The sequence below is a fragment of the Paraburkholderia sp. FW306-2-2C-D06C genome (assembly GCF_058781505.1).
On the sequence record NZ_JBYSWU010000014.1, the window covers coordinates 1 to 24,183 of the forward strand.

The following is a 24,183-nucleotide window of genomic DNA, read 5'->3' on the forward strand; positions in this document are numbered from 1 at the left end:
AAGAAGGTCTGCGTTTCGCAATCCGCGAAGGCGGCCGTACGGTCGGCGCAGGTGTGGTTGCCAAGATTCTCGAGTAAAATCGCGGATTGAACTTGCATTAAGTGGTGCCCGGAGCCGGGCGCCTGTCGATAGGAGTTGGCGCTTCAGCGCTTACTCCTATCCCATGCCCGGCTCTACGTTCTTTTACTATTTGGCGGCGCAACACCGCCTCGCTCTTTTCCAAGGAATTGTCATGCAGAACCAGAAAATCCGCATTCGCCTGAAGGCTTTCGACTATCGCCTGATCGATCAATCGGCAGCTGAAATCGTCGACACGGCAAAGCGGACTGGCGCAATCGTTCGTGGTCCCGTGCCCCTGCCGACCCGCATTCAACGTTTCGACATCCTGCGTTCGCCGCACGTCAACAAGACGTCGCGCGATCAGCTCGAAATCCGTACGCACCAACGCCTGATGGACATCGTCGACCCGACGGACAAGACCGTTGACGCACTGATGAAGCTGGACCTGCCGGCTGGCGTGGACGTGGAAATCAAGCTGCAATAAGGCTCCCAGCGGTTGTCCAGAGTATCGGGCAACGCTAAGTCATTGATTGCTTGCGGAAAACGAAAAGCCTCGCTATAATGCAAGGCTTTTCGCGCATTTGCGCAAAAAAGTCGGTGTGCTGCAGCATGAATTCATGCCCGAAACGGCACCGGCATTTTGTAAATTAGCCCCGACCAATCGCAGTCGGGAATGGAGAAAACGATGAGCCTTGGACTCGTAGGTCGCAAGGTTGGCATGACCCGTATCTTCACGGCAGAAGGGGATTCGATTCCCGTTACCGTGCTGGACGTGTCCGACAACCGCGTGACGCAGATCAAGACTGTTGAAACCGACGGCTATACGGCCGTGCAGGTTGCATTCGGTACGCGCCGTGCATCGCGTGTGACGAAGCCGTTGGCCGGTCATCTCGCCAAAGCCGGTGTTCAAGCCGGTGAAATCCTCAAAGAATTCCAGATCGATGCTGCCAAGGCTGCCGAGTTGTCGAACGGCACCGTGGTCGGTCCCGACCTGTTCGAAGTAGGCCAGAAGGTCGACGTGCAAGGCGTGTCGATCGGTAAGGGCTACGCCGGTACCATCAAGCGTTACAACTTCGCATCCGGCCGTGCATCGCACGGTAACTCGCGCTCGCACAACGTGCCGGGTTCGATCGGTATGGCGCAAGATCCAGGTCGTGTTTTCCCGGGTAAGCGCATGACCGGTCACATGGGTGACGACACGGTAACGGTGCAAAACCTCGAAATTGCTCGTATCGACGCTGACCGCAAGCTGTTGCTGGTCAAGGGCGCCGTTCCGGGTGCGAAGGGTGGCAAGGTATTCGTTACGCCGGCCGTGAAGACGCGTGCCGTGAAAGGAGCGAAATAATGGAACTTAAGCTCCTGAATGCCAATGGTCAGGAAGGCGCAGGCGTTAGCGCGTCGGACGTCGTGTTCGGCCGCGATTACAACGAAGCCCTGATCCACCAGGTGGTGGTGGCGTATCAAGCGAATGCCCGTAGCGGCAACCGCGCGCAGAAGGATCGTGAGCAAGTCAAGCACACGACCAAGAAGCCGTGGCGCCAGAAGGGTACGGGCCGCGCCCGTGCCGGTATGTCGTCGAGCCCGCTGTGGCGCGGCGGTGGCCGGATCTTCCCGAATTCGCCGGAAGAAAACTTTTCGCACAAGGTCAACAAGAAGATGCATCGTGCAGGTCTCTGCTCGATCTTCTCGCAGCTGGCCCGCGAAGGCCGCATTTCGGTGGTCGACGAGTTGACGCTCGAAGCGCCGAAGACGAAGCTGCTGGCCGAAAAATTCAAGGCGATGGGTCTCGACTCCGTGCTGGTGATTACCGACACGGTTGACGAAAACCTGTACCTCGCGTCGCGCAACCTCGCCCATGTGGCAGTTGTCGAGCCGCGTTACGCCGACCCGCTGTCGCTGATCTACTTCAAGAAGATCCTGATCACGAAGGCTGCGGTCGCCCAGATCGAGGAGTTGCTGTCATGAGCGAGATTCGCAAGAACGATCATCGTTTGATGCAGGTCCTGCTCGCGCCGGTGATCTCCGAAAAGGCGACGCTGGTGGCCGACAAGAACGAGCAAGTTGTGTTCGAAGTCGCGCCCGATGCCACGAAGCAGGAAGTGAAAGCTGCAGTCGAGCTGCTGTTCAAGGTGGAAGTCAATTCCGTCAACGTGCTGGTCTCGAAGGGCAAAGCCAAGCGCTTTGGCCGCTTCATGGGCAAGCGCAAAGACGTGAAGAAGGCATACGTCTGCCTGAAGCCCGGCCAGGAAATCAACTTTGAAGCGGAGGCCAAGTAATCATGGCAATCGTTAAAGTTAAGCCGACTTCGCCGGGTCGCCGCGCGATGGTCAAGGTGGTCAACAAGGATCTGCATAAGGGCAAGCCGTTTGCACCGCTGCTCGACTCGCAATCCTCGACCGCCGGCCGTAACAACAACGGCCACATCACCACGCGTCATAAGGGTGGTGGTCACAAGCATCACTATCGTGTCGTCGATTTCCGTCGCACGAAGGATGGCATTCCGGCAAAGGTCGAACGTCTTGAGTACGATCCGAACCGTAGCGCGAACATCGCGCTGGTTCTGTACGCAGACGGCGAGCGCAAGTACATCATCGCTCCGAAGGGTGTGACGGTTGGTCAGCAACTGATGTCGGGTTCGGAAGCTCCGATCCGCGCAGGCAACACGCTGCCGATCCGCAACATTCCGGTCGGTACGACGATCCACTGCATCGAAATGCTGCCGGGCAAGGGCGCGCAAATGGCGCGTTCGGCTGGTACGTCGGCGATGTTGCTGGCTCGTGAAGGCATCTACGCACAGGTCCGCCTGCGCTCGGGTGAAATCCGCCGCGTTCACGTTGAATGCCGCGCGACGATTGGTGAAGTTGGCAACGAAGAGCACAGCCTCCGTCAAATCGGTAAGGCTGGCGCAAACCGCTGGCGCGGTATCCGCCCGACGGTGCGTGGCGTTGCAATGAACCCGGTCGATCACCCGCATGGCGGTGGTGAAGGCAAGACGGCTGCAGGTCGCGATCCGGTGAGCCCGTGGGGCACGCCTGCTAAGGGTTATCGCACCCGCAGCAACAAGCGCACGACGAGCATGATCGTCCAGCGCCGTCACAAGCGTTAAGGAGTAGGCAATGGCACGTTCTGTAAAAAAAGGTCCGTTCTGCGACGCCCATTTGCTGAAGAAAGTTGAGTCGGCAGCCGCTGCGCGTGACAAGAAGCCGATCAAAACCTGGTCGCGTCGTTCGACGATTCTGCCGGATTTCATCGGTCTGACGATTGCTGTGCACAACGGCCGTCAACACGTCCCGGTGTACATCTCGGAAAACATGGTCGGCCACAAGCTTGGCGAGTTTGCATTGACCCGGACGTTCAAGGGTCACGCAGCCGACAAGAAGGCTAAGAAATAAGGGGCTCATGATGGAAGTGAAAGCAATTCATCGCGGTGCCCGCATCTCGGCGCAGAAAACGCGCCTTGTGGCTGACCAGATCCGCGGTTTGCCGGTCGACAAGGCGCTGAACGTTCTGACGTTCTCACCGAAGAAGGCTGCGGGAATCGTGAAAAAGGTCGTGCTGTCGGCGATCGCGAATGCGGAGCATAACGAAGGCGCCGATATCGACGAGCTCAAGGTAACGAGCATCATGGTCGACAAGGCTGCATCGCTCAAGCGTTTTACCGCGCGCGCTAAAGGCCGTGGTAACCGCATCGAGAAGCAATCCTGTCACATCACTGTGACGGTCGGGAATTAAGGGGTCATACGATGGGACAGAAAATTCATCCGACTGGCTTCCGTTTGGCCGTCAGCCGCAATTGGGCGTCGCGTTGGTACGCGAACAACAACAATTTCGCGGCGATGTTGCAGGAAGACATCGGTGTTCGTGAATACCTGAAGAAGAAGCTGAAAAACGCTTCGGTTGGCCGCGTCGTTATCGAGCGTCCGGCGAAAAACGCGCGCATCACGATTTATAGCTCGCGTCCGGGTGTCGTCATCGGTAAGAAGGGCGAGGATATCGAGCTGCTGAAGTCGGAACTGCAACGCCGCATGGGCGTTCCGGTCCACGTCAACATCGAAGAAATCCGTAAGCCGGAAACCGATGCGCAACTGATCGCGGATTCGATCACGCAACAACTCGAGCGCCGGATTATGTTCCGCCGCGCGATGAAGCGTGCGATGCAAAACGCAATGCGTCTGGGTGCTCAAGGCATCAAGATCATGAGCGCAGGCCGCCTGAACGGTATCGAAATCGCTCGTACGGAATGGTATCGCGAAGGTCGCGTGCCCCTTCATACGCTGCGTGCTGATATCGACTACGCAACTTCGGAAGCGAAGACGACGTACGGCATCATCGGCGTGAAGGTGTGGGTCTACAAGGGCGACACGCTCGGCCGCAACGACGCACCGGTGGTTGAAGAAGTCGCCGAAGAAAAGCGTCCGCGCCGCAACGCACGTCCGGGTGGCGATCGCCGTCCGCGTCGCGATGGTGAAGGTGGTGGCCCGGCAGGTGCACGCCGTGGCGCTCCTCGTCGTGCTGGCGGTGCCGGCGGCGACGGGAAGACTGGAGAATAACGATGCTGCAACCGAAACGCAGAAAGTATCGCAAAGAGCAGAAGGGTCGTAACACCGGTATCGCTACCCGCGGCAACGCGGTGTCGTTCGGTGAGTTCGGCCTGAAGGCTATCGGTCGTGGTCGCTTGACCGCGCGCCAGATTGAAGCGGCACGTCGTGCAATGACGCGTCACATCAAGCGTGGTGGCCGCATCTGGATCCGCATCTTCCCGGACAAGCCGATCTCGCACAAGCCGGCAGAAGTACGGATGGGTAACGGTAAGGGTAACCCTGAGTACTACGTCGCAGAGATTCAACCGGGCAAGATGCTGTACGAAATGGACGGCGTAACCGAAGAGCTGGCACGCGAAGCGTTCCGTCTGGCTGCAGCTAAGCTGCCGCTGAAGACGACGTTTATCGTGCGTCAGCTCGGCGCCTAAGGAGCAAATGATGAAGGCTTCCGAACTTCACCAGAAAGATCAGGCCGCGCTCAACAAGGAGCTGTCGGACCTGTTGAAGGCGCAATTCGGCCTGCGCATGCAACTCGCGACCCAGCAGCTCACGAACACGAGCCAGCTGAAGAAGGTCCGTCGCGACATCGCACGTGTGCGGACCGTCCTGACTGAGAAGGCGAACCAGAAATGAACGATAGCGTAAAAACCTCGCTCAAGCGGACGCTGGTCGGCAAGGTCGTCAGCAACAAGATGGACAAGACGGTCACCGTGCTGGTCGAGCACCGCGTGAAGCACCCGATCTACGGCAAGTATGTTGTGCGCTCGAAGAAGTACCACGCGCACGACGATGCGAACACGTACAACGAGGGCGACCTCGTTGAAATCCAGGAAACGCGTCCGATTTCGAAGACGAAAGCTTGGGTTGTGGCTCGCCTGGTCGAGGCTGCTCGCGTCATCTGACGCCGCAAAGTTGTAGAAGCAATTGAAATCGCAGTAAGTTTCGCTTGCAAGACCGGGATTATTTGTTATAATCTCGGTCTTCCCTCTTTTATGGGAGCCCCGTCGCGGGCGAAGTTGGTGGGGGAAGCGGTTCAGGCGCCAGTCTGTTCCGAAGGATTCACCGGATTGCGATGGCGGGTTTCGTTTGCCGTCGCTGCTGTTCTAACCCAAGCAGCCGATTGGCTGACGGGACCAAGACTGACCGGGTACGCCATGGTGGTGTGACCGGATTAAGTTGGGAAAGATAAACCATGATCCAGACCGAAACTCGGCTTGAAGTGGCCGACAACACGGGTGCGCGTGAAGTCCTGTGCATCAAGGTGCTCGGCGGCTCGAAGCGTCGTTATGCCAGCATTGGCGACATCATCAAGGTGACCGTCAAAGAAGCAACGCCGCGCGGGCGCGTGAAGAAAGGCGAAATTTATAACGCCGTGGTGGTTCGTACCGCTAAGGGCGTGCGCCGTCAGGACGGCTCGCTGATCAAGTTCGATGGCAACGCCGCTGTGTTGTTGAATGCCAAGCTCGAACCTATTGGCACCCGTATTTTCGGGCCTGTCACGCGCGAGCTGCGTAGCGAACGATTCATGAAGATCGTTTCGTTGGCACCGGAAGTGCTGTAAGGAGTCGCGATGAACAAGATTCGCAAAGGTGACGAAGTTATCGTCATCACCGGCAAAGATAAAGGCAAGCGCGGCGTCGTGCTGTCCGTTGGCGAAGGCAAAGTGATTGTCGAGGGTATCAACCTCGTCAAGAAGCATGTCAAGCCGAACCCGATGAAGGGTACGACGGGCGGTGTGGAAGCCAAGACGATGCCGCTGCAAATTTCGAACGTCGCATTGGTCGACGCGAATGGCAAGGCGTCGCGTGTAGGCATTAAGGTCGAAGGAGACAAGAAAGTCCGTTTCCTTAAGACGACCGGTGCCGTGCTGAGCGCCTGACGCTGCGGAGTAAAAAAATGGCTCGTTTGCAAGAGTTTTACAAAGAAAAGGTTGTACCCGGCCTCATCGAGAAGTTCGGTTACAAGTCCGTGATGGAAGTGCCGCGCATCACCAAGATCACCCTGAACATGGGCCTTGGCGAAGCGGTTGCTGACAAGAAGATCATCGAAAACGCCGTTGGCGACCTGACGAAGATCGCAGGCCAGAAGCCGGTGATCACGAAGGCACGCAAGGCAATCGCTGGCTTCAAGATCCGTCAGGGCTATCCGATCGGTGCAATGGTCACGTTGCGTGGTCAGGCAATGTACGAATTTCTGGACCGTTTCGTGACGGTCGCGCTCCCGCGTGTGCGTGACTTCCGTGGCGTGTCGGGGCGTGCGTTCGATGGTCGCGGCAACTACAACATCGGTGTGAAAGAGCAGATCATTTTCCCCGAAATCGACTACGACAAGATCGACGCACTGCGTGGGCTGAACATCAGCATCACGACGACTGCGAAGACCGACGACGAAGCAAAGGCTCTGCTCGCCAGCTTCAAGTTCCCGTTCAGAAACTGAGGTTACCGTGGCTAAACTGGCACTGATCGAACGTGAAAAGAAGCGTGCTCGCCTGGCCGCTAAGTACGCTCCCAAGCGTGCTGAGTTGAAGGCGATCATTGGCGATATGAGCAAGACGGACGAAGAGCATTACGCAGCACGTCTGGAACTGCAACAACTGCCGCGCAACTCTAATCCGACCCGTAAGCGCAATCGTTGCGCAATTACCGGTCGCCCGCGTGGCACGTTCCGTAAATTCGGGCTGGCGCGTAACAAGATTCGCGAAATCGCGTTCCGCGGCGAGATCCCTGGCCTGACCAAGGCGAGCTGGTAATAGGAGAAACGTAAATGAGCATGAGTGATCCTATCGCCGATATGCTGACTCGCATCCGCAACGCGCAGATGGTCGAGAAGGTTTCGGTGACAATGCCCTCGTCGAAAGTCAAGGTTGCGATTGCGCAGGTCCTGAAGGACGAAGGCTATATCGATGATTTCGCAGTGAAGTCCGAAGGTGCGAAGTCAGAATTGAACATCGTGTTGAAGTACTACGCTGGCCGTCCGGTCATCGAACGCATTGAACGCGTTTCGAAGCCTGGTCTGCGTGTGTACCGCGGCCGTAACGACATCCCCGTGGTCATGAATGGCCTCGGCGTGGCAATCGTGTCGACGCCGAAGGGCGTGATGACGGACCGCAAGGCGCGCGCAACGGGCGTTGGCGGCGAAGTCATCTGCTACGTCGCTTAAGGCCGAAAGGAGAGAAACATGTCTCGAGTAGGTAAAAGCCCGATCGCGCTGCAAGGCGCAGAAGTGGCCCTGAGCGACGATCGCATTACCGTCAAGGGCCCGCTGGGTACGATTACGCAGGCGGCAAACCGCCTCGTGAAAGTGGTGAACGACAACGGCACGCTGAAAGTCGAGCCGGTTGACGAAAGCCGCGAAGCGAATGCGATGTCGGGCACGATGCGCGCACTGGTTGCGAACATGGTGAACGGCGTGACGAAGGGTTTCGAGCGCAAGCTGACGCTGGTTGGCGTCGGTTACCGCGCACAGGCGCAAGGCGACAAGCTGAATCTGTCGCTGGGTTTCTCGCACCCCGTGGTGCACCAGATGCCGGAAGGCGTGAAGGCTGAAACCCCGTCGCAAACCGAAATCGTGATCAAGGGGATCGACAAGCAGAAAGTTGGCCAGGTCGCTGCAGAAGTGCGCGGCTATCGCCCACCGGAGCCCTACAAGGGCAAGGGTGTGCGCTACGCCAACGAGGTCGTGATCCTCAAAGAAACGAAGAAGAAGTAAGGGTGCGCAATCATGGATAAGACTCAATCTCGCCTGCGCCGCGCTCGTCAGACGCGTATCAAGATCGCTGAGCTGCAGGTCGCGCGTCTCGCCGTGCATCGCACGAACACGCACATCTATGCGCAAGTGTTCTCGCCGTGCGGCACCAAGGTGCTCGCCAGCGCGTCGACGCTCGAGGCCGAAGTGCGTGCGCAACTGGCTGATCAGACGGGCAAGGGCGGCAACGTCGCTGCTGCGACCCTGATCGGTAAGCGCATTGCAGAAAAGGCTAAGGCTGCCGGCATCGAATCCGTCGCCTTCGACCGTTCGGGTTTCCGTTACCACGGCCGCGTGAAAGCGCTGGCTGATGCGGCGCGCGAAGCCGGACTCAAGTTCTAAGGGAAGAATTCGTCATGGCAAAGATGCAAGCGAAAGTTCAGGCTGACGAACGCGACGACGGCCTTCGTGAAAAGATGATTTCGGTCAACCGCGTGACCAAGGTCGTGAAGGGTGGCCGTATTCTCGGCTTCGCCGCACTGACCGTGGTTGGCGACGGTGATGGCCGCGTCGGTATGGGCAAGGGCAAGGCGAAGGAAGTGCCGGTCGCTGTTCAGAAGGCGATGGAACAAGCCCGCCGCAACATGTTCAAGGTGCCGCTGAAGAACGGTACCCTGCAACACGAAGTGCACGGTAAGCACGGCGCATCGATGGTCCTCCTCGCTCCGGCGAAGGACGGTACCGGTGTGATCGCTGGCGGCCCGATGCGCGCAGTGTTCGACGTGATGGGCGTGCAGAACGTTGTGGCCAAGAGCCACGGTTCGACGAACCCATACAACCTCGTTCGTGCAACGCTCGACGGTCTGCGCAAGCAGTCCACGCCGGGTGACATCGCGGCGAAGCGTGGCAAGTCCGTCGAAGATATTCTGGGCTAAAGGTGGACACCATGTCTGATAAAACTGTCAAGGTCCAGCTCGTCAAGAGCCTGATCGGCACCCGCGAAACGCATCGTGCAACGGTGCGTGGCTTGGGCCTGCGCCGACTCAACTCGGTTAGCGAGTTGCAGGACACGCCGGCTGTGCGCGGCATGATCAACAAGGTTTCGTACCTCGTTAAGGTCATCAGCTAAGCGGCTGACCAGGACTCAAGGAGTTGATAATGGAATTGAATAACCTGAAGCCGGCTGAAGGCGCGAAGCACGCAAAGCGTCGCGTTGGTCGCGGCATCGGCTCCGGCCTCGGCAAGACCGCTGGCCGTGGTCACAAGGGTCAGAAGTCGCGTTCGGGCGGCTTTCACAAGGTTGGCTTCGAAGGCGGTCAAATGCCGCTGCAACGTCGCCTGCCGAAGCGTGGCTTCACCTCGCTGACGAAGGAATTCGTCGGTGAAGTGCGTCTCTCGGATCTGGAAAAGCTGCCGGTCGACGAAATCGATCTGCTGGCTCTGAAGCAAGCCGGCCTGGTCGGCGAGCTGATCAAGAGCGCCAAGATCATCGCGACGGGCGAGCTGAAGCGCAAGGTCGTTGTGAAGGGTCTGGGTGCGACGAAGGGTGCGCGCGCTGCTATCGAAGCAGCCGGCGGCTCTTTTGCCGAGTAACGCGCAAGTTATTTGCCGTCACTAGCATTTGCATCGGAGAAGGTACTTGGCTAACAGCCCGAGTCTCGCAAAACCCGGTCGCAGCGCGGCGAAGTTTGGCGATCTGCGTCGGCGGGCAGTGTTCCTGCTGCTGGCGCTGATCGTCTACCGTATCGGCGCGCACATTCCGGTGCCGGGTATCGACCCGGACCAGCTGGCAAAGCTGTTCCAAAGCCAGTCGGGCGGCATCCTTGGCATGTTCAACATGTTCTCGGGTGGCGCACTTTCGCGGTTCACGATTTTTGCGCTGGGGATCATGCCGTACATTTCGGCGTCGATCATCATGCAGTTGCTGGCGATTGTCTCGCCGCAACTGGAAGCGCTGAAAAAGGAAGGGCAGGCGGGTCAACGGAAGATTACGCAGTACACGCGTATCTTTACGGTCCTGCTGGCGACGTTCCAGGCGTTCGGCATCGCCGTCGCATTGGAAAACCAGCCGGCTCTGGTGATCGATCCGGGGATGGTGTTTCGGTTGACGACGGTCGTGACGCTGGTGACCGGCACGATGTTCCTGATGTGGCTGGGTGAGCAGATCACGGAGCGCGGGCTTGGCAACGGTATCTCGATCATCATTTTCGGCGGCATTGCGGCTGGATTCCCGAACGCAATCGGTGGTCTTTTCGAACTGGTGCGAACCGGCTCGATGAGCATCATCTCGGCGATTATCGTGGTCGCGCTGATTGCTGCAGTGACGTATCTGGTGGTGTTCATCGAACGCGGCCAGCGCAAGATTCTTGTGAACTACGCCAAGCGGCAAGTCGGTAACAAGATTTACGGTGGTCAGTCTTCGCATCTGCCGCTGAAGCTGAACATGTCGGGCGTGATTCCGCCGATCTTTGCATCGTCGATCATTCTCTTCCCGGCAACCATCCTGAACTGGTTTAGTTCGGGCTCGCGTACCAGCTGGTTCGCAGACACGTTGCACAACGTGGCCGAAGCCCTTAAGCCCGGTCAACCCGTGTACGTGTTGCTGTACGCGTTGGCGATCGTTTTCTTCTGTTTTTTCTACACCGCACTGGTGTTCAACAGCAGAGAAACGGCCGACAACCTGAAAAAGAGTGGCGCTTTCGTCCCAGGCATCCGCCCGGGCGATCAAACGGCGCGATATATCGACCGCATCCTCACGCGTCTGACGCTGGCCGGTGCGATCTACATCGTGTTCGTTTGCCTGCTGCCCGAGTTTCTGGTGCTGCGCTGGAACGTGCCGTTTTATTTTGGTGGAACGTCGCTGCTGATCATTGTCGTCGTCACAATGGATTTCATGGCGCAGGTGCAGTCGTACGTTATGTCGCAACAGTATGAATCGCTGCTGAAGAAAGCTAACTTCAAAGGCGGCGGCGTCCCGATGCGTTGAAAGGACTTATGGCCAAAGACGATGTTATCCAGATGCAGGGTGAAGTCATCGAAAACCTGCCTAACGCTACCTTCAGGGTGAAGCTGGAAAACGGCCATGTCGTATTGGGACACATATCCGGGAAGATGCGGATGCACTACATCCGAATCTTGCCGGGCGACAAGGTGACGGTTGAATTGACGCCTTACGATCTGTCGCGTGCGCGGATCGTGTTCCGGGCGAAGTGATTTGAAAAAAGGGTAATATCATGAAAGTGATGGCATCGGTTAAGCGCATTTGCCGCAATTGCAAGATCATCAAGCGCAAAGGCGTTGTGCGCGTGATTTGCAGCTCTGATCCGCGCCACAAACAGCGTCAAGGCTGAACGCCGCGCTTTTTGCTGCGCTTTTTGTTTGAGGAAAAACAATGGCTCGTATCGCAGGGGTTAACATCCCGAATCACCAGCATACCGAAATCGGCCTTACGGCTATTTACGGTGTCGGCCGCACGCGCTCGCGCGACATCTGCGTCGCTGCTGGTGTGGCATTTTCGAAGAAGGTCAAGGACCTGAACGACGCAGACCTCGAAAAGCTGCGTGAAGAAGTCGGCAAGTTCATCGTTGAAGGCGATCTGCGCCGTGAAACGACGATGAACATCAAGCGCCTGATGGATCTCGGCTGCTACCGCGGCGTGCGGCATCGTAAGGGCTTGCCCCTGCGCGGCCAACGTACGCGTACGAATGCCCGTACGCGCAAGGGTCCGCGTCGTGCAGCGCAATCGCTGAAGAAGTAAGCGGAACTGACAGTTACAGGAAAACGTAATGGCTAAGGCTTCGAACAACTCCGCGGCGCAACGCGTTCGCAAGAAGGTCAAGAAGAACGTCGCCGAGGGCGTGGTTCACGTTCACGCGTCGTTCAACAACACCATCATCACGATCACCGATCGTCAAGGCAATGCACTTGCTTGGGCAACGTCGGGTGGTCAGGGCTTCAAGGGCTCGCGTAAGTCGACGCCGTTTGCAGCTCAGGTGGCAGCCGAATCGGCTGGCCGCGTGGCGATGGAATACGGCGTGAAGAACCTCGAAGTGCGGATCAAGGGCCCCGGTCCTGGCCGTGAGTCCGCGGTGCGCGCGCTGCATGGTCTTGGTATCAAGATCACCGCGATCTCCGACGTGACCCCGGTCCCGCACAACGGCTGCCGTCCGCCGAAGCGTCGTCGTATCTAAGACGCTGGTTTGTCTAGCGCCTGTTGCCGCCGGAGTTTGAGACCCGGCGACGACAGGCTGCTTGCGCTATTGAATTGACTAAGCCCACCGTTCGGCTCAAAGGGGTTCGGACTAGCGCGGATGCGAGCATCCGTGTGATTAATCATAGAAGGAATCAACGTGGCACGTTATATCGGCCCTAAGGCCAAGCTTTCCCGCCGTGAAGGCACTGACCTCTTCCTGAAGAGCGCCCGTCGTTCGCTCGCTGACAAGTGCAAGCTTGACAGCAAGCCCGGCCAACACGGCCGCACCTCGGGCGCACGTACGTCCGACTATGGCACGCAGCTGCGCGAAAAGCAAAAAGTGAAGCGCATCTACGGTGTCCTCGAGCGTCAATTCCGCCGTTACTTCGCTGAAGCCGACCGCCTGAAGGGCAACACGGGTGAAAACCTGCTGCAATTGCTCGAATCGCGTCTGGATAACGTCGTGTATCGCATGGGCTTCGGCTCGACGCGCGCTGAAGCGCGTCAGCTGGTTGGCCACAAGGCGATCATGGTGAACGGCGTCGTATCGAACATTCCGTCGATGCAAGTGAAGGCGGGCGACGTCGTCGCAGTGCGCGAACAGTCGAAGAAGCAAGCGCGTATTCTCGAAGCGCTGTCGCTGGCTGAGCAAGGCGGTGTGCCGAGCTGGGTCGCTGTCGATTCGAAGAAGTTCGAAGGCACGTTCAAGCAAAAGCCGGAACGCAGCGACATCGCTGGCGATATCAACGAAAGCCTGATCGTCGAATTGTATTCGCGGTAATCGGATTAACGGCCGGGGCACCCGATTGCGTTGCGCAAGGGGGCGTCTCGGCTGTTTATTTTCAGGTTGTTACCGGTCAGCCTTATCGGTGTAACGAGCCGAGGGTATTGAAAAGGAAAACCTATGCAAACCAGTTTGTTGAAGCCCAAGATCATCGCAGTTGAATCGCTTGGCGAGAGCCACGCGAAAGTGGTCATGGAACCGTTTGAACGCGGTTACGGCCACACCTTGGGTAACGCGCTCCGGCGCGTGCTGCTGTCGTCGATGGTGGGCTACGCGCCGACCGAAGTGACGATTGCAGGCGTCGTACATGAATATTCGACGCTCGACGGTGTGCAAGAGGATGTGGTCAACCTGTTGTTGAACCTGAAGGGCGTGGTGTTCAAGCTGCATAACCGTGACGAAGTGACGGTTACGCTGCGCAAGGAAGGCGAAGGCGTTGTCACCGCTGGCGACATCGAACTCGCGCACGATTGTGAAGTGATCAACCCGGATCACGTGATTGCGCATCTGTCGAAGGGCGGCAAGCTCGACGTGCAGATCAAGGTCGAAAAGGGCCGCGGCTATGTGCCGGGCAATGTACGTCGTTACGGCGAAGAGTCGGCCAAGATCATTGGCCGTATCGTGCTGGACGCGTCGTTCTCGCCGGTTCGCCGCGTGAGCTACGCCGTTGAAAGCGCGCGTGTCGAACAGCGTACCGACCTCGACAAGCTCGTGATGAACATCGAGACCAACGGTGTGATTTCGCCGGAAGAAGCGATCCGTCAATCGGCGCGCATTCTGGTCGATCAACTGTCGGTGTTCGCTGCACTGGAAGGCACCGAAGCAACGGCGGAAGCGCCGTCGCGTGCGCCGCAGATCGATCCGATCCTGCTGCGTCCGGTCGATGATCTCGAACTGACGGTTCGTTCGGCGAACTGCCTGAAGGCCGAGAACATTTACTACATCGGCGACCTGATCCAGCGCACGGAAAACGAGCTGCTCAAGACCCCGAATCTGGGTCGCAAATCGTTGAACGAAATCAAGGAAGTACTGGCGTCGCGTGGTTTGACGCTCGGCATGAAGCTCGAAAACTGGCCGCCGGCTGGTCTCGACAAGTAATCCCGGGATCCAGGCCCGCCGCTGCACTGGCAAAGACGCGGATTTTCCTTTAAAATCCGCGTCTTGTCTTTTTTCACTACCGGCCCGTGCCCTCGCCACCTAACGGTGAGCCGAGCGCGATAGAAGAGCTGGACCAAAACTTTGAATCGAAGGAATTAACATGCGTCACCGTCATGGTCTGCGGAAACTGAACCGCACGAGCAGCCACCGTCTGGCAATGCTCCGTAACATGTCCAACTCGTTGATCGAGCACGAAGTCATCAAGACCACGCTGCCGAAGGCGAAAGAACTCCGTAAAGTCGTCGAGCCGCTGATCACGCTCGGCAAGAAGCCGTCGCTGGCAAATCGCCGTCTGGCGTTCAACCGCCTGCGCGATCGTGATTCCGTCACGAAGCTGTTCGAAGTGCTGGGTCCGCGTTACGCGACCCGTCCGGGCGGCTACCTGCGCGTCCTGAAGTTCGGTTTCCGCGTTGGCGACAACGCACCGATGGCACTGGTCGAATTGCTCGACCGTCCGGAAGTCGAAGAAACCGAAGTGCAAGAAGCTGAATAAGCTTCTTAGTATTGAAAAAAGCCAGGCGTCGAGCCTGGCTTTTTTGTTTTGCGGCGGCGGATGTCGCGACGGCGGCCCATCCATCACGGTGGCTAAATGCCGCAAGCGGGCGGCGGGCGCGTCTGCGGTACCACAAGACTAGGTGATACGATAACGGCACCTGAACCGTGCATGGCCGGAGCCGCTTGTGAGCGCGAATGTGACCTTGATTCTGACAACGCTGCCGGATGCCGCCGCCGCTCAGAAGCTCGCGGCAGATGCGCTGACGGCGCGGCTATGCGCCTGCGTCACGCAGTTAGGCGCGGTGCACTCAAGCTATCACTGGCAGGGCCGGATCGAATCGGCGCCGGAGATCCAACTGCTCTTCAAGACGAGCGCGGCACGCGCGCTGGAGCTGGAGCGGTACATTCAGGCGCACCATCCCTACGACACGCCGGAAATCCTTTCATGGCAAGCGTCAGCATCGCCTGCCTATGGCCAGTGGATTACTACGGAAACTCAACGTCCTCTACATGTTTAACGGTCTCGACCGACGCGCGCGCAATGCGTTGCGCACCGTCTTTTTCCTGCTCGGCTGCGTGATTCTCGCCCAGTTCGGCACGCTTGCCCGCGCCGCGGACGACTTCCTGGATCCCGCGATAGCCTTCAAATTCAGCGCGACTGAGAAACCGGGCGAAGTCGACGTGACCTACAGGATCGCGGACGGCTATTACATGTACCGCGAGCGTTTTGCGTTCGTGACCCGCAACGGCACGACGACGATCGGCGAGCCGCAATTGCCGGCTGGACACGTGAAGTTCGACCAGACCTTCAACAAGAACGTCGAGACATATCGAAATGAGTTGACGATCCGCATCCCTGTCAAGCAGGCAACTGGGCCGTTCGATCTGGCGGTGACGTCGCAGGGATGTGCGGACGCGGGCATCTGCTATCCGCCGATGGAGCGCGTCTACCACGTGAGCGGCGCTGCCTTGCAGCCGGCGGGCAGCGTCGTCGCGGCGGCCGCCGCGACCCAGCAATCCGCAACTGCCGACACGCCGTGGTATGAGCGCGCCACCAACGCCGACTACGCGCAGTCGCTGCTGCAAGGCGGCGGCTTTTTCGCGATCATCGGGCTCTATTTTGTGGCCGGCGCCGTGCTCAGTTTGCTGCCGTGCTCGTATCCGATGATTCCGATCCTGTCGGCGATCATCATCGGCGAAGGTGCGCGGGTCACGCGTGCTCGCGGGTTTGCGTTGTCGCTGGCGTATGTGATCGGCATGGCGTTGGTCTATACGGCGCTCGGAATAGCGGCGGCGCTCGTCGGGCAGAGTCTCGGCGCCTGGTTGCAAAACCCGTGGGTGCTCGGCGCGTTCGGCGTATTGCTGACGATTTTCGCACTGACCCTGATTGCAGGTTTCGATATCGCGTTGCCGCAGCGCTGGCAGGACAGTGCGTCTCGCGCATCGACAGGGCGCTCGGGCGGCAAATTCGCCGCGGTGGCCATGATGGGCGCGCTGTCCGCGCTGGTGGTCGGGGCCTGCATGACGGCGCCGCTCTTCGCAGTTCTGGCATTCATCGCGCACACCGGCGATGCGCTGCTTGGTGGCGCCGCGCTGTTCTCGATGGGGCTAGGGCTCGGCGTGCCGCTCCTGATCATCGGCCTTGGCGCGGGCACCTTGTTGCCGCGTGCGGGCGCGTGGATGGACGGCGTGAAGGTGTTTTTCGGCGTCGTGCTGCTTGCGGCGGCGCTGTGGATCGTGTGGCCCGTGCTTGGCGCCACCGCGACGATGCTACTGAGCGCGCTGTGGTTGCTGGTCGCCGCTGCGGCGCTCGGCTTGTTTTCATCGCTTGCCGAGGGCGCTTCCGTGTGGCGTCGGCTCGGCCGGGGCATTGGCGCGGCGCTGGCAATCTGGGCCGCTGTGCTGCTGGTGGGGCTCGCCGCGGGATCGTCCGATCCGCTGCGTCCGCTTGCCGTGTTGGCGGCCCGCGGCGGGGACGCGAGTGTAGCCAACGCCGCCAATACGCCGAATACGCCACCACCGGGCGATCTCGCGTTCGCCCGGGTTCGTTCCTCGACCGAACTCGACGAGGCCGTCAAAACGGCTGCACAGCCCGCCATGCTCGATTTCTACGCGGACTGGTGCGTGAGCTGCAAAGAGATGGAGAAATTCACCTTCAGCGACCCACGCGTCCAGGCAAGGCTGAAGCAGATGAACCTGCTGCGCGCCGACGTCACCGCCAACAATACGGACGATCAAACGCTGCTCAAGCGTTTCAGTCTGTTCGGGCCGCCCGGCATCATCTTCTTCGATCATGGCGGCAAAGAAGTGCTGCGCGTCGTCGGATATGAGTCCGCAGACAAGTTCTTGCGCAGCCTCGAGCGCGCAAATACGCCCGGCGCGTAGCCGAAGGAGCGGCTCGCCGCCGGCAAGGCCGCGGCGCCGGCACAAAAGAAAAGCATCTGTGTCACCAGGCCGCTGGACGACACGGGCGCGGTCGTGCGCGCCGTGATTCCCGCAGTGATTCCCGATGCGCCGCCACAACTCGCCGGTTTGAAACCCGGCGACCGGATCCTGACGATCGGCGGCCAGTCCACCGCGACGATGTCGCTGGACCAGATCACCGGGCCGATCCGGGGCCAGCCGGAGACGACAGTAAAGCTGCGAATCGAGCGCGAAACACAGCAGCTGCAGGTGAATGTCCAGCGGAATGCGATCGTGGTTGAAGGCGACCAGCGAACCCCAAGCCGCGACGAGGCATGGCTCGTGGCAAGGTCCGCATAAAAAAACGGAGGCGCGACTCAAAGGTCCGCCTCCATCTTTTTTCGGACTAAAGCCGCCCCGAAAGGCGGTGCGCCGGATTACTTCTGCGACCGCAAAATCCGCGCGGCGTCCAATGCGAAATACGTCAGCACGCCGTCCGCTCCCGCCCGCTTGAACGCCAGCAGCGATTCCATCATCGCTTTGTCGTGATCGAGCCAGCCGTTCTGCGCCGCCGCCTTCAGCATTGCGTACTCGCCGCTCACCTGGTACACGTAGGTCGGGAACTTGAACTCGTCCTTCACGCGACGCACGATGTCCAGATACGGCATGCCCGGCTTGACCATCACCATGTCCGCGCCTTCTTCGATGTCCAACTGCACTTCGCGCAGCGCTTCATTCGAGTTGGCCGGGTCCATCTGGTAGGTCATCTTGTTGCCCTTGCCGAGATTTGTCGCGGAACCGACGGCATCGCGGAACGGGCCGTAAAACGCCGATGCGAACTTGGCGGAATAAGCCATGATTCGCGTGTGGATATGCCCCTCGCTCTCGAGCATCTCGCGGATCGCGCCGATGCGGCCGTCCATCATGTCCGACGGCGCGACGATGTCGACGCCCGCTTCAGCCTGCGCCTGGGCCTGTTCGACCAGAATTTCGACGGTTTCGTCGTTGATCACGTAGCCGGCTTCGTCGAGCACGCCGTCCTGGCCGTGGCTCGTGTACGGATCGAGTGCGACGTCGGTCAGCACGCCCAAGTCCGGGAAATGCTGTTTCAGTTCGCGAACGGCGCGCGGAATCAGACCCGCGGCATTGGTTGCTTCCCGGCCGTCAGGCGTTTTCAGCGACGGCTCGATTGCCGGAAACAGCGACAGCACGGGCACGCCCAGTTCGACGCATTGCTCGGCCACGCCCATCAGCAGATCGACCGACACGCGCTCGACGCCCGGCATCGACGGTACGGCTTGCCGCACGTTGGTGCCTTCGACGATGAACACGGGGTAGATGAGGTCGTTGGTGGTGAGGATGTTTTCTCGCATCAGGCGGCGCGAGAAGTCGTCACGGCGCATGCGGCGCGGACGGTAGTGCGGGTAGAAGCTCATATCGAATCGAAGATCGTGGATGTCGTGGAGTGGACAAATAACGCCTGCCTCCGCTCCCGGAAACTTTTCGAGACAATGGTATATCATACCGATCGAGCAAGGCGCCTTGCGCTGACCTCCCCGCTTCTCCTCCCTGAGCGGGTGCCTGTCGTTTTTCGATTAGGCTGTTTGACCCGCCGTTAAAGCGGCGGGTTTTTTTATGGGCGGCCGAAACGGCGTTTTCGCCTGGCTTTCAGTCCGTTGCCACGCCGTTTGCGCGGCGCCGCCGCGCTTACTGCGCAGCGTCCGCTTCGCCCTTCGCGTCGGGGATCAGCCAGCTTTCGATCAGTTCGTGCGCTTCGTCGAGCCCGACACGCTTGAGCGCCGAGAACAGCTGGGCGGTCAGTTCGCCCTGATAGCCTGCGGTGCGATATTCGGCCAAACCTTTCTGCGTCGCGCGCAGCGCGTTCACGCTTTCCTGGCGCGTCAATTTGTCGCACTTGGTCAGCAGCGTGTGGATCGGCTTGCCGGTCGGCGCGAACCACTCGATCATCCGGCGATCCAGATCGGTGAGCGGCCGGCGCGAGTCCATCATCAGGATCATGCCGCGCAGTTGCGAGCGCGATTGCAAGTAGGTGGAGAGCAGCGCTTCCCAGTGCGCCTTGGCCGCGCCCGGCACTTCCGCATAGCCGTAGCCCGGCAAGTCCACCAGATGCGCAGTCGGCTCGTCAGCCTTGCCAACCGAGAAGTAATTGATGTGCTGCGTGCGCCCTGGCGTCTTACTGGCGAACGCAAGCCGCTTCTGATTGCACAGAATATTGATGGCCGTGGACTTGCCCGCATTCGAGCGCCCGGCAAAGGCGATCTCGGGTTGCGCGGTGGCCGGCAGATCACGCAGGTGATTGACGGTCGTGAAAAAGCGGGCTTGGTGGAGCAGGAAGGACATGAGTGAGGCCAGGATTCGAGACGCCGGGGAACCCGGAGTGGGGACGGGTCAAGCCCGACTGGCGTCTTAGCGATTAGCGAGTTATTGTACAATACGATGGTTTACTGAAAACCTGAGGGGGCCAGCCAGCGTGCCTTGGCGGCTTTCTGCGGTCACTCGGTCGCCGTCGTATTTTGCAAAACCTCTAAAATCCCACAAGACGAAACAGGGTGTGCGAATGAATCGACTGTGCAAGGCTCTGATGGTGTTTCAAGTAGCGGCAGGTCTTTCAGGTTTGGTAATTCAGGCACGAGCAGCAGAGCCGGCAAAACCGGACGTCAATCGGGGGCAAGCAATCGCGGTGCAGGTGTGCGCGTCATGCCACGGCGCGGACGGCAACAGTGCCGGCGGCGCGTATCCGAAGCTGTCGGGCCAGCATCCCGAGTATCTCGTCAAGCAGCTCAAGGATTTCAAGACGCAGCCGGGCGCCAGGCAGCCCGCGCGCAACAATGCGATCATGGCGGGCATGACCGCGGCGCTGTCCGATCAGGACATGGTCAACGTTGCTGCCTATTTCGCAACGCAGACGCCGAAGCAGGGCTACGCGCATAACAAGGACACCGTTCCGCTCGGTCAGAAGATTTATCGCGGCGGGATTGCCGATAAGGGCGTGCCGGCGTGTGCGAGCTGCCACGGGCCGACCGGTCAGGGGATTCCGTCGCAATATCCGCGTCTGTCGGGGCAGTGGGCGGATTACACGGTGGCGCAACTGGCCGCGTTCACGCAAGGTCCGGGCGCACGGAACAACAACGACGCGATGCATGCAGTTGCAGCGCGTCTGTCGGACGGCGAGATCAAGGCCGTAGCCGATTACATCGCGGGCTTGCACTAAGAAGTCCGCACGCAAGTGCAACCGGCCCAGCGGGGCCGGTACAAAACAAGAAAAGGGTGGGGGCGTCGTGCCTACGACAGCCCTTCACCCTTTTTTGCTGTTCAGTCGGAGTATGAATGAGCGTCACCACGTCGGGTATGCAGTCGAAGTCGCGCAATCGCATCGTGCGCAGCATCATCGAAGTATTGAGTTCGATGCGCTTCGCGATCGCGCTGCTCGTGATTCTGTCGATCGCCAGCATCATCGGCACCGTCCTGACGCAGGACGATCCGTATCCCAACTACGTCAATCAGTTCGGCCCGTTCTGGGCGGACATCTTCCGCTCGCTGAGCCTGTACACGGTGTACAGCTCGTGGTGGTTCATGCTGATTCTTGGCTTCCTGATGGTGTCGGTGTCGTTGTGCGTGATCCGCAATGCCCCGAAGATGCTTGCCGATGCGAGGAGCTGGAAGGACAAGGTTCGCGAAGGCAGCCTGCGCGCGTTCCACCACAAGGGTGAGTTCGCGGTGCACGGCACGCGCGCGCAGACTTCGGCGGTGCTGGCTAAACTCTCCGCCAGGCTCGGCTACAAGTTCGTCACGCGCGAGTCGGACGGTGCAACGCTGATCGCCGCCAAGCGCGGCGCGCTGACCAGGTTCGGCTACATCTCCGCCCATCTCGCGATCGTCGTGATCTGTCTGGGCGGTTTGCTGGACAGCAATCTGCCGATCAAGCTGCAAATGTGGCTGTTCGACAAGTCGCCGATTCGCAGCAACACGGTGATCAACGAGATTCCGCCGGAACATCGTTTGTCGCAATCGAACCCGACTTTCCGCGGCTATGCATGGGTGCCGGAAGGCCAGCACGTGTCCACGGCGATCCTGAACCAGCCGGACGGCTCGCTAATCCAGGATCTGCCGTTCTCGATCGAGCTGAACAAGTTCATCGTCGACTATTACTCCACCGGCATGCCGAAGCTGTTCGCGAGCGACATCGTCGTGGTAGATCACAAGACCGGCGCGCGCGTGCCGGCGCGGGTCGAAGTGAACAAGCCGTTCGAATACGACGGCGTGTCGATCTATCAATCGAGCTTCCAGGACGGCGGCTCGCAGATGCAGATGACCGCTTACCCGATGACCGGCAACAGCGCGAAGACCGCGCCGTTCGGCGGCACGATCGGCGGCAGCGCGCTGTTGAGCACAGCTACGCCGCTGGCTGACGGTCAAACCGTGGAATTCACCGATTTCCGCGCGATCAACGTCGAAAACGTCTCGAGCGGCAACGGCAACGGCAACGGCAACGGCAACGGCAACGGCAACGGCAACGGCAACGGCACGAACGACGCGCGCGGCGTCGCAGCCCACCGCTCGCTGAAAGAAGCGTTCGACGAGCGCCTCGGCTCCGGCGCGAAGACGTCCAAACCGCTGGATCTGCATAATGTCGGCCCGTCGGTGCAGTACAAGGTGCGCGACAAGGACGGCCAGGCGCGCGAGTACAACAACTACATGCTGCCGGTGGACGTTGGCGGTGAGCGGATGTTCCTCGCCGGCATGCGCCTGAATCCGGATGACCCGTTCCGCTATCTGCGCATTCCTGCTGACAGCGGCGGCACCGTCAAGGAATGGATGAATCTGCGTGCCACGCTCGAGAATCCGGCCATGCGCGCCGCGGCCGCGCACCGTTTCGCGCTGCGCTCGGTGCCGGGTTCGAATACCGAACTGCAACAGCATCTGGAAGAAAGCGCGCTGCGTGTGCTGACCCTTTTTGCCGGCGCGGACAGCGGCATCAAGATGCCGAACGGCCAGACGGTGGGCGGTTTCCAGGCGATTGCCGGTTTTATCGACCATTCGGTGCCGAAGGGCGAGCAGGAAAAGGCCGCGGGCCTGCTGCTGCGCATGCTGGAAGGCTCGACCTGGGACCTGTGGCAACTGTCGCGCGAGCAGCTCGGCGAGCCCGATGCGCAGGCCAATGCGGATGCCAGCCGCTTCATTCAAAGCTCGATCAATGCCATATCCGACAGCTTTTTGTACGGATCGCCGGTCTATTTGCAGCTTGACTCCTTCAGGCAGGTGCAAGCTTCGGTATTTCAGCTGACGCGCGCGCCGGGCAAAAAAGTCGTGTATCTTGGCAGCTTGCTCCTCGTGTTGGGCATCTTTTCGATGTTCTACGTGCGCGAACGGCGCCTCTGGTTCTGGCTCAAAGACACCGCTCACGGCACGAATGTCGTGATGGCAATGTCGAGTGCGCGCAAGACGCTCGACTTCGAAAAAGAGTTCGTCCAAACGCGCGACGCCGTCAGCGCCGCGCTGGGCGCCAAACTCATTAATGCATCCGACGCCGCCGGCGCCTCCGACCAACCCGGCCATGCCGGCGCGCCGTCCGCAAGCTCACAAGATTCGACCCGGTAAGATCATGGACTTGACTCAGGTTTCTTCATCCTCCTCTTCGGCGCCGTTGCGGCACCAGAAAACGCCCGCTGGCGAGGCGTTCGACATTGCGCAGTACGAAGAGCGGCCGTTCCTGAAGCGCCTCGGCATGACCGACTGGCTGTTCGCCCTCGTGATGGTCGCGGGCGCGGGGTTTGCGCTGTCGCGCTATTACCCGTTCATGAACTACTACGACAAGCTGGTGCTGGTGTGCGCGGTGCCGGTGTTCGTCGTGCTCGGCTGGCGTTGGAAGCCGGTGCGCCCGCTGATGGTGGGCATCGCCGCGCTGTCGCTGTTTGCGATCCAGCTCTATCACGGCGATCTGGCGCGCGCCGATAGCGCGTTCTTCCTCAAGTATTTCCTGTCGAGCCAGTCCGCGATCCTGTGGATGAGCGCGCTCTTCGTGTTCGCCACGGTGTTCTACTGGATCGGCCTCGTGTCGCGTTCGCCGACCGGCGCCGCGATCGGTTCGAAGATGACGTGGGCCGCGGTGGTGATGGGCTTCGTCGGCCTGATGGTGCGCTGGTACGAGTCGTACCTGATCGGCGCGGACGTCGGCCATATTCCCATCTCGAACCTGTATGAAGTGTTCGTGCTGTTCAGCCTGATCACCGCGCTGTTCTATCTGTACTACGAGCAGCACTACAACACCCGTGCGCTCGGCGCGTTCGTGCTGCTGGTGATCAGCGCGGCGGTCGGCTTCCTGATGTGGTACTCGGTCGCGCGTGATGCGCAGCAGATCCAGCCGCTCGTGCCGGCGCTGCAAAGCTGGTGGATGAAGATTCACGTGCCGGCGAACTTCATCGGTTACGGCAGTTTCGCGCTGTCGGCGATGGTGGGTGTCGCGTATCTGATGAAGGCGCGCGGCATGCTGGCCGATCGCCTGCCGGCGCTCGAGGTGCTCGACGACGTGATGTACAAGTCGATCGCGGTCGGTTTCGCGTTCTTCACGATCGCGACGATTCTCGGCGCGCTGTGGGCCGCCGAAGCGTGGGGCGGCTACTGGAGCTGGGACCCGAAGGAAACGTGGGCGCTGATCGTCTGGCTGAACTACGCGGCGTGGCTGCATATGCGCCTGATGAAGGGCCTGCGCGGCGCGATGGCAGCCTGGTGGGCGCTGACCGGCCTGCTGGTGACGACCTTCGCGTTCCTCGGCGTCAACATGTTCCTGTCGGGGCTGCATAGCTACGGCAAGCTGTAATATCCGCCGTTCTGAACCGACCAAGAAC

Annotated in this window: 38 protein-coding genes; 36 read left to right on the forward strand and 2 right to left on the reverse strand. The window is 59.8% G+C overall.

Going from position 1 to position 24,183, the window contains the following annotated elements; translation table 11 throughout:
* The 33 genes from AC3WLT_RS12975 to AC3WLT_RS13135 form a co-directional block, all read left to right on the forward strand.
* Positions 1-77 (forward strand): EF-Tu C-terminal domain-related protein (locus AC3WLT_RS12975; RefSeq protein WP_476632765.1); only part of this gene is annotated, 77 nt, incomplete at its 5' end.
* Between the two features lie 155 nt (positions 78-232).
* Entirely contained in the window at positions 233-544 is a 312-nt protein-coding gene (gene rpsJ / locus AC3WLT_RS12980) for a 30S ribosomal protein S10 (protein ID WP_006998489.1), read from the forward strand.
* 201 nt (positions 545-745) lie between these two features.
* Entirely contained in the window at positions 746-1,405 is a 660-nt protein-coding gene (gene rplC / locus AC3WLT_RS12985; protein WP_007180137.1) for a 50S ribosomal protein L3, read from the forward strand.
* Complete coding sequence (gene rplD / locus AC3WLT_RS12990) at positions 1,405-2,025, forward strand: 50S ribosomal protein L4 (protein WP_007180136.1); 621 nt, start codon at positions 1,405-1,407, stop codon at positions 2,023-2,025. Before rplC ends, rplD begins: the two co-directional genes overlap by 1 nt.
* Entirely contained in the window at positions 2,022-2,336 is a 315-nt protein-coding gene (gene rplW, locus AC3WLT_RS12995; RefSeq protein ID WP_007180135.1) for a 50S ribosomal protein L23, read from the forward strand. The genes rplD and rplW overlap by 4 nt, the downstream gene beginning before the upstream one ends.
* A 2-nt stretch (positions 2,337-2,338) precedes the next feature.
* Complete coding sequence (gene rplB, locus AC3WLT_RS13000; protein ID WP_341314098.1) at positions 2,339-3,166, forward strand: 50S ribosomal protein L2; 828 nt, start codon at positions 2,339-2,341, stop codon at positions 3,164-3,166.
* A gap of 10 nt (positions 3,167-3,176) precedes the next feature.
* Positions 3,177-3,452, forward strand: coding sequence for a 30S ribosomal protein S19 (rpsS, locus tag AC3WLT_RS13005; RefSeq protein ID WP_054036552.1), 276 nt, complete (start codon positions 3,177-3,179; stop codon positions 3,450-3,452).
* A gap of 7 nt (positions 3,453-3,459) precedes the next feature.
* Positions 3,460-3,792, forward strand: coding sequence for a 50S ribosomal protein L22 (gene rplV / locus AC3WLT_RS13010; protein WP_197070230.1), 333 nt, complete (start codon positions 3,460-3,462; stop codon positions 3,790-3,792).
* An 11-nt stretch (positions 3,793-3,803) separates the two neighbouring features.
* Entirely contained in the window at positions 3,804-4,610 is an 807-nt protein-coding gene (gene rpsC / locus AC3WLT_RS13015) for a 30S ribosomal protein S3 (RefSeq protein ID WP_020070582.1), read from the forward strand.
* Between the two features lie 2 nt (positions 4,611-4,612).
* Positions 4,613-5,029, forward strand: coding sequence for a 50S ribosomal protein L16 (gene rplP / locus AC3WLT_RS13020; RefSeq protein WP_007180131.1), 417 nt, complete (start codon positions 4,613-4,615; stop codon positions 5,027-5,029).
* Between the two features lie 10 nt (positions 5,030-5,039).
* On the forward strand, positions 5,040-5,234 hold the full coding sequence (gene rpmC, locus AC3WLT_RS13025) for a 50S ribosomal protein L29 (protein ID WP_007180130.1): 195 nt from the start codon (positions 5,040-5,042) through the stop codon (positions 5,232-5,234).
* On the forward strand, positions 5,231-5,503 hold the full coding sequence (gene rpsQ / locus AC3WLT_RS13030) for a 30S ribosomal protein S17 (RefSeq protein ID WP_007180129.1): 273 nt from the start codon (positions 5,231-5,233) through the stop codon (positions 5,501-5,503). Before rpmC ends, rpsQ begins: the two co-directional genes overlap by 4 nt.
* A gap of 290 nt (positions 5,504-5,793) precedes the next feature.
* Positions 5,794-6,162 carry a 50S ribosomal protein L14 gene (gene rplN / locus AC3WLT_RS13035; RefSeq protein ID WP_031361573.1) on the forward strand — a complete coding sequence of 123 codons (369 nt, stop codon included), beginning with the start codon at positions 5,794-5,796 and terminating at the stop codon, positions 6,160-6,162.
* A gap of 9 nt (positions 6,163-6,171) precedes the next feature.
* On the forward strand, positions 6,172-6,480 hold the full coding sequence (rplX, locus tag AC3WLT_RS13040; protein ID WP_115781222.1) for a 50S ribosomal protein L24: 309 nt from the start codon (positions 6,172-6,174) through the stop codon (positions 6,478-6,480).
* Positions 6,481-6,497: 17 nt separating this feature from the next.
* Positions 6,498-7,037: a 50S ribosomal protein L5 gene (gene rplE, locus AC3WLT_RS13045; RefSeq protein WP_006052214.1), complete on the forward strand. Its 540-nt coding sequence runs from the start codon at positions 6,498-6,500 to the stop codon at positions 7,035-7,037.
* A 7-nt stretch (positions 7,038-7,044) separates the two neighbouring features.
* On the forward strand, positions 7,045-7,350 hold the full coding sequence (gene rpsN / locus AC3WLT_RS13050) for a 30S ribosomal protein S14 (RefSeq protein WP_410838283.1): 306 nt from the start codon (positions 7,045-7,047) through the stop codon (positions 7,348-7,350).
* 14 nt (positions 7,351-7,364) lie between these two features.
* Positions 7,365-7,760, forward strand: coding sequence for a 30S ribosomal protein S8 (gene rpsH, locus AC3WLT_RS13055; RefSeq protein ID WP_006052216.1), 396 nt, complete (start codon positions 7,365-7,367; stop codon positions 7,758-7,760).
* An 18-nt stretch (positions 7,761-7,778) separates the two neighbouring features.
* Positions 7,779-8,309 carry a 50S ribosomal protein L6 gene (gene rplF, locus AC3WLT_RS13060; protein ID WP_492592150.1) on the forward strand — a complete coding sequence of 177 codons (531 nt, stop codon included), beginning with the start codon at positions 7,779-7,781 and terminating at the stop codon, positions 8,307-8,309.
* A gap of 12 nt (positions 8,310-8,321) precedes the next feature.
* Positions 8,322-8,687: a 50S ribosomal protein L18 gene (gene rplR / locus AC3WLT_RS13065; protein WP_006052218.1), complete on the forward strand. Its 366-nt coding sequence runs from the start codon at positions 8,322-8,324 to the stop codon at positions 8,685-8,687.
* 14 nt (positions 8,688-8,701) lie between these two features.
* On the forward strand, positions 8,702-9,220 hold the full coding sequence (rpsE, locus tag AC3WLT_RS13070; RefSeq protein WP_006052219.1) for a 30S ribosomal protein S5: 519 nt from the start codon (positions 8,702-8,704) through the stop codon (positions 9,218-9,220).
* Between the two features lie 11 nt (positions 9,221-9,231).
* The gene (rpmD, locus tag AC3WLT_RS13075) at positions 9,232-9,414 is read left to right on the forward strand and encodes a 50S ribosomal protein L30 (protein ID WP_007180126.1); all 183 of its coding nucleotides are present in this window, start codon (positions 9,232-9,234) and stop codon (positions 9,412-9,414) included.
* A 29-nt stretch (positions 9,415-9,443) separates the two neighbouring features.
* Positions 9,444-9,878: a 50S ribosomal protein L15 gene (gene rplO, locus AC3WLT_RS13080; protein WP_011490050.1), complete on the forward strand. Its 435-nt coding sequence runs from the start codon at positions 9,444-9,446 to the stop codon at positions 9,876-9,878.
* A gap of 46 nt (positions 9,879-9,924) precedes the next feature.
* Positions 9,925-11,271 carry a preprotein translocase subunit SecY gene (gene secY, locus AC3WLT_RS13085; RefSeq protein ID WP_013340732.1) on the forward strand — a complete coding sequence of 449 codons (1,347 nt, stop codon included), beginning with the start codon at positions 9,925-9,927 and terminating at the stop codon, positions 11,269-11,271.
* 8 nt (positions 11,272-11,279) lie between these two features.
* Entirely contained in the window at positions 11,280-11,498 is a 219-nt protein-coding gene (infA, locus tag AC3WLT_RS13090) for a translation initiation factor IF-1 (protein ID WP_004521905.1), read from the forward strand.
* A 20-nt stretch (positions 11,499-11,518) separates the two neighbouring features.
* Entirely contained in the window at positions 11,519-11,635 is a 117-nt protein-coding gene (rpmJ, locus tag AC3WLT_RS13095; RefSeq protein ID WP_004199844.1) for a 50S ribosomal protein L36, read from the forward strand.
* 41 nt (positions 11,636-11,676) lie between these two features.
* The gene (rpsM, locus tag AC3WLT_RS13100; protein ID WP_012434566.1) at positions 11,677-12,042 is read left to right on the forward strand and encodes a 30S ribosomal protein S13; all 366 of its coding nucleotides are present in this window, start codon (positions 11,677-11,679) and stop codon (positions 12,040-12,042) included.
* A gap of 28 nt (positions 12,043-12,070) precedes the next feature.
* A complete protein-coding gene (gene rpsK / locus AC3WLT_RS13105; RefSeq protein WP_006052224.1) occupies positions 12,071-12,475 on the forward strand; it encodes a 30S ribosomal protein S11 in 405 nt (134 codons plus the stop codon).
* A gap of 159 nt (positions 12,476-12,634) precedes the next feature.
* Complete coding sequence (gene rpsD, locus AC3WLT_RS13110) at positions 12,635-13,258, forward strand: 30S ribosomal protein S4 (protein ID WP_492592151.1); 624 nt, start codon at positions 12,635-12,637, stop codon at positions 13,256-13,258.
* 123 nt (positions 13,259-13,381) lie between these two features.
* Positions 13,382-14,359: a DNA-directed RNA polymerase subunit alpha gene (locus AC3WLT_RS13115; protein WP_028199575.1), complete on the forward strand. Its 978-nt coding sequence runs from the start codon at positions 13,382-13,384 to the stop codon at positions 14,357-14,359.
* 160 nt (positions 14,360-14,519) lie between these two features.
* Positions 14,520-14,912, forward strand: coding sequence for a 50S ribosomal protein L17 (gene rplQ / locus AC3WLT_RS13120; protein ID WP_008923330.1), 393 nt, complete (start codon positions 14,520-14,522; stop codon positions 14,910-14,912).
* 187 nt (positions 14,913-15,099) lie between these two features.
* Positions 15,100-15,432 (forward strand): divalent-cation tolerance protein CutA, encoded by a 333-nt coding sequence (gene cutA, locus AC3WLT_RS13125; protein ID WP_492592152.1) that lies wholly within the window; start codon positions 15,100-15,102, stop codon positions 15,430-15,432.
* Positions 15,425-17,299 (forward strand): protein-disulfide reductase DsbD, encoded by a 1,875-nt coding sequence (dsbD, locus tag AC3WLT_RS13130; RefSeq protein ID WP_492592153.1) that lies wholly within the window; start codon positions 15,425-15,427, stop codon positions 17,297-17,299. The genes cutA and dsbD overlap by 8 nt, the downstream gene beginning before the upstream one ends.
* 93 nt (positions 17,300-17,392) lie before the next feature.
* Positions 17,393-17,677 (forward strand): PDZ domain-containing protein, encoded by a 285-nt coding sequence (locus AC3WLT_RS13135; protein WP_492592154.1) that lies wholly within the window; start codon positions 17,393-17,395, stop codon positions 17,675-17,677.
* Between the two features lie 77 nt (positions 17,678-17,754).
* Here the strand turns inward: AC3WLT_RS13135 and hemB are convergent, their stop codons facing one another.
* Both hemB and yihA read right to left on the reverse strand, forming a co-directional pair.
* Positions 17,755-18,753 (reverse strand): porphobilinogen synthase, encoded by a 999-nt coding sequence (gene hemB, locus AC3WLT_RS13140; RefSeq protein WP_492592155.1) that lies wholly within the window; start codon positions 18,751-18,753, stop codon positions 17,755-17,757.
* A 271-nt stretch (positions 18,754-19,024) separates the two neighbouring features.
* Positions 19,025-19,678 (reverse strand): ribosome biogenesis GTP-binding protein YihA/YsxC, encoded by a 654-nt coding sequence (gene yihA / locus AC3WLT_RS13145; protein ID WP_492592156.1) that lies wholly within the window; start codon positions 19,676-19,678, stop codon positions 19,025-19,027.
* Positions 19,679-19,895: 217 nt separating this feature from the next.
* On the opposite strand from yihA, the gene AC3WLT_RS13150 reads away from it, so the two are divergent.
* From AC3WLT_RS13150 to ccsB, 3 genes are all read left to right on the forward strand, one after another.
* On the forward strand, positions 19,896-20,549 hold the full coding sequence (locus AC3WLT_RS13150; protein WP_492592157.1) for a c-type cytochrome: 654 nt from the start codon (positions 19,896-19,898) through the stop codon (positions 20,547-20,549).
* A 116-nt stretch (positions 20,550-20,665) separates the two neighbouring features.
* Positions 20,666-22,936 carry a cytochrome c biogenesis protein ResB gene (locus AC3WLT_RS13155; RefSeq protein ID WP_492592158.1) on the forward strand — a complete coding sequence of 757 codons (2,271 nt, stop codon included), beginning with the start codon at positions 20,666-20,668 and terminating at the stop codon, positions 22,934-22,936.
* A 4-nt stretch (positions 22,937-22,940) separates the two neighbouring features.
* Complete coding sequence (gene ccsB / locus AC3WLT_RS13160) at positions 22,941-24,155, forward strand: c-type cytochrome biogenesis protein CcsB (protein ID WP_492592159.1); 1,215 nt, start codon at positions 22,941-22,943, stop codon at positions 24,153-24,155.
* Positions 24,156-24,183: the final 28 nt, after the last annotated feature.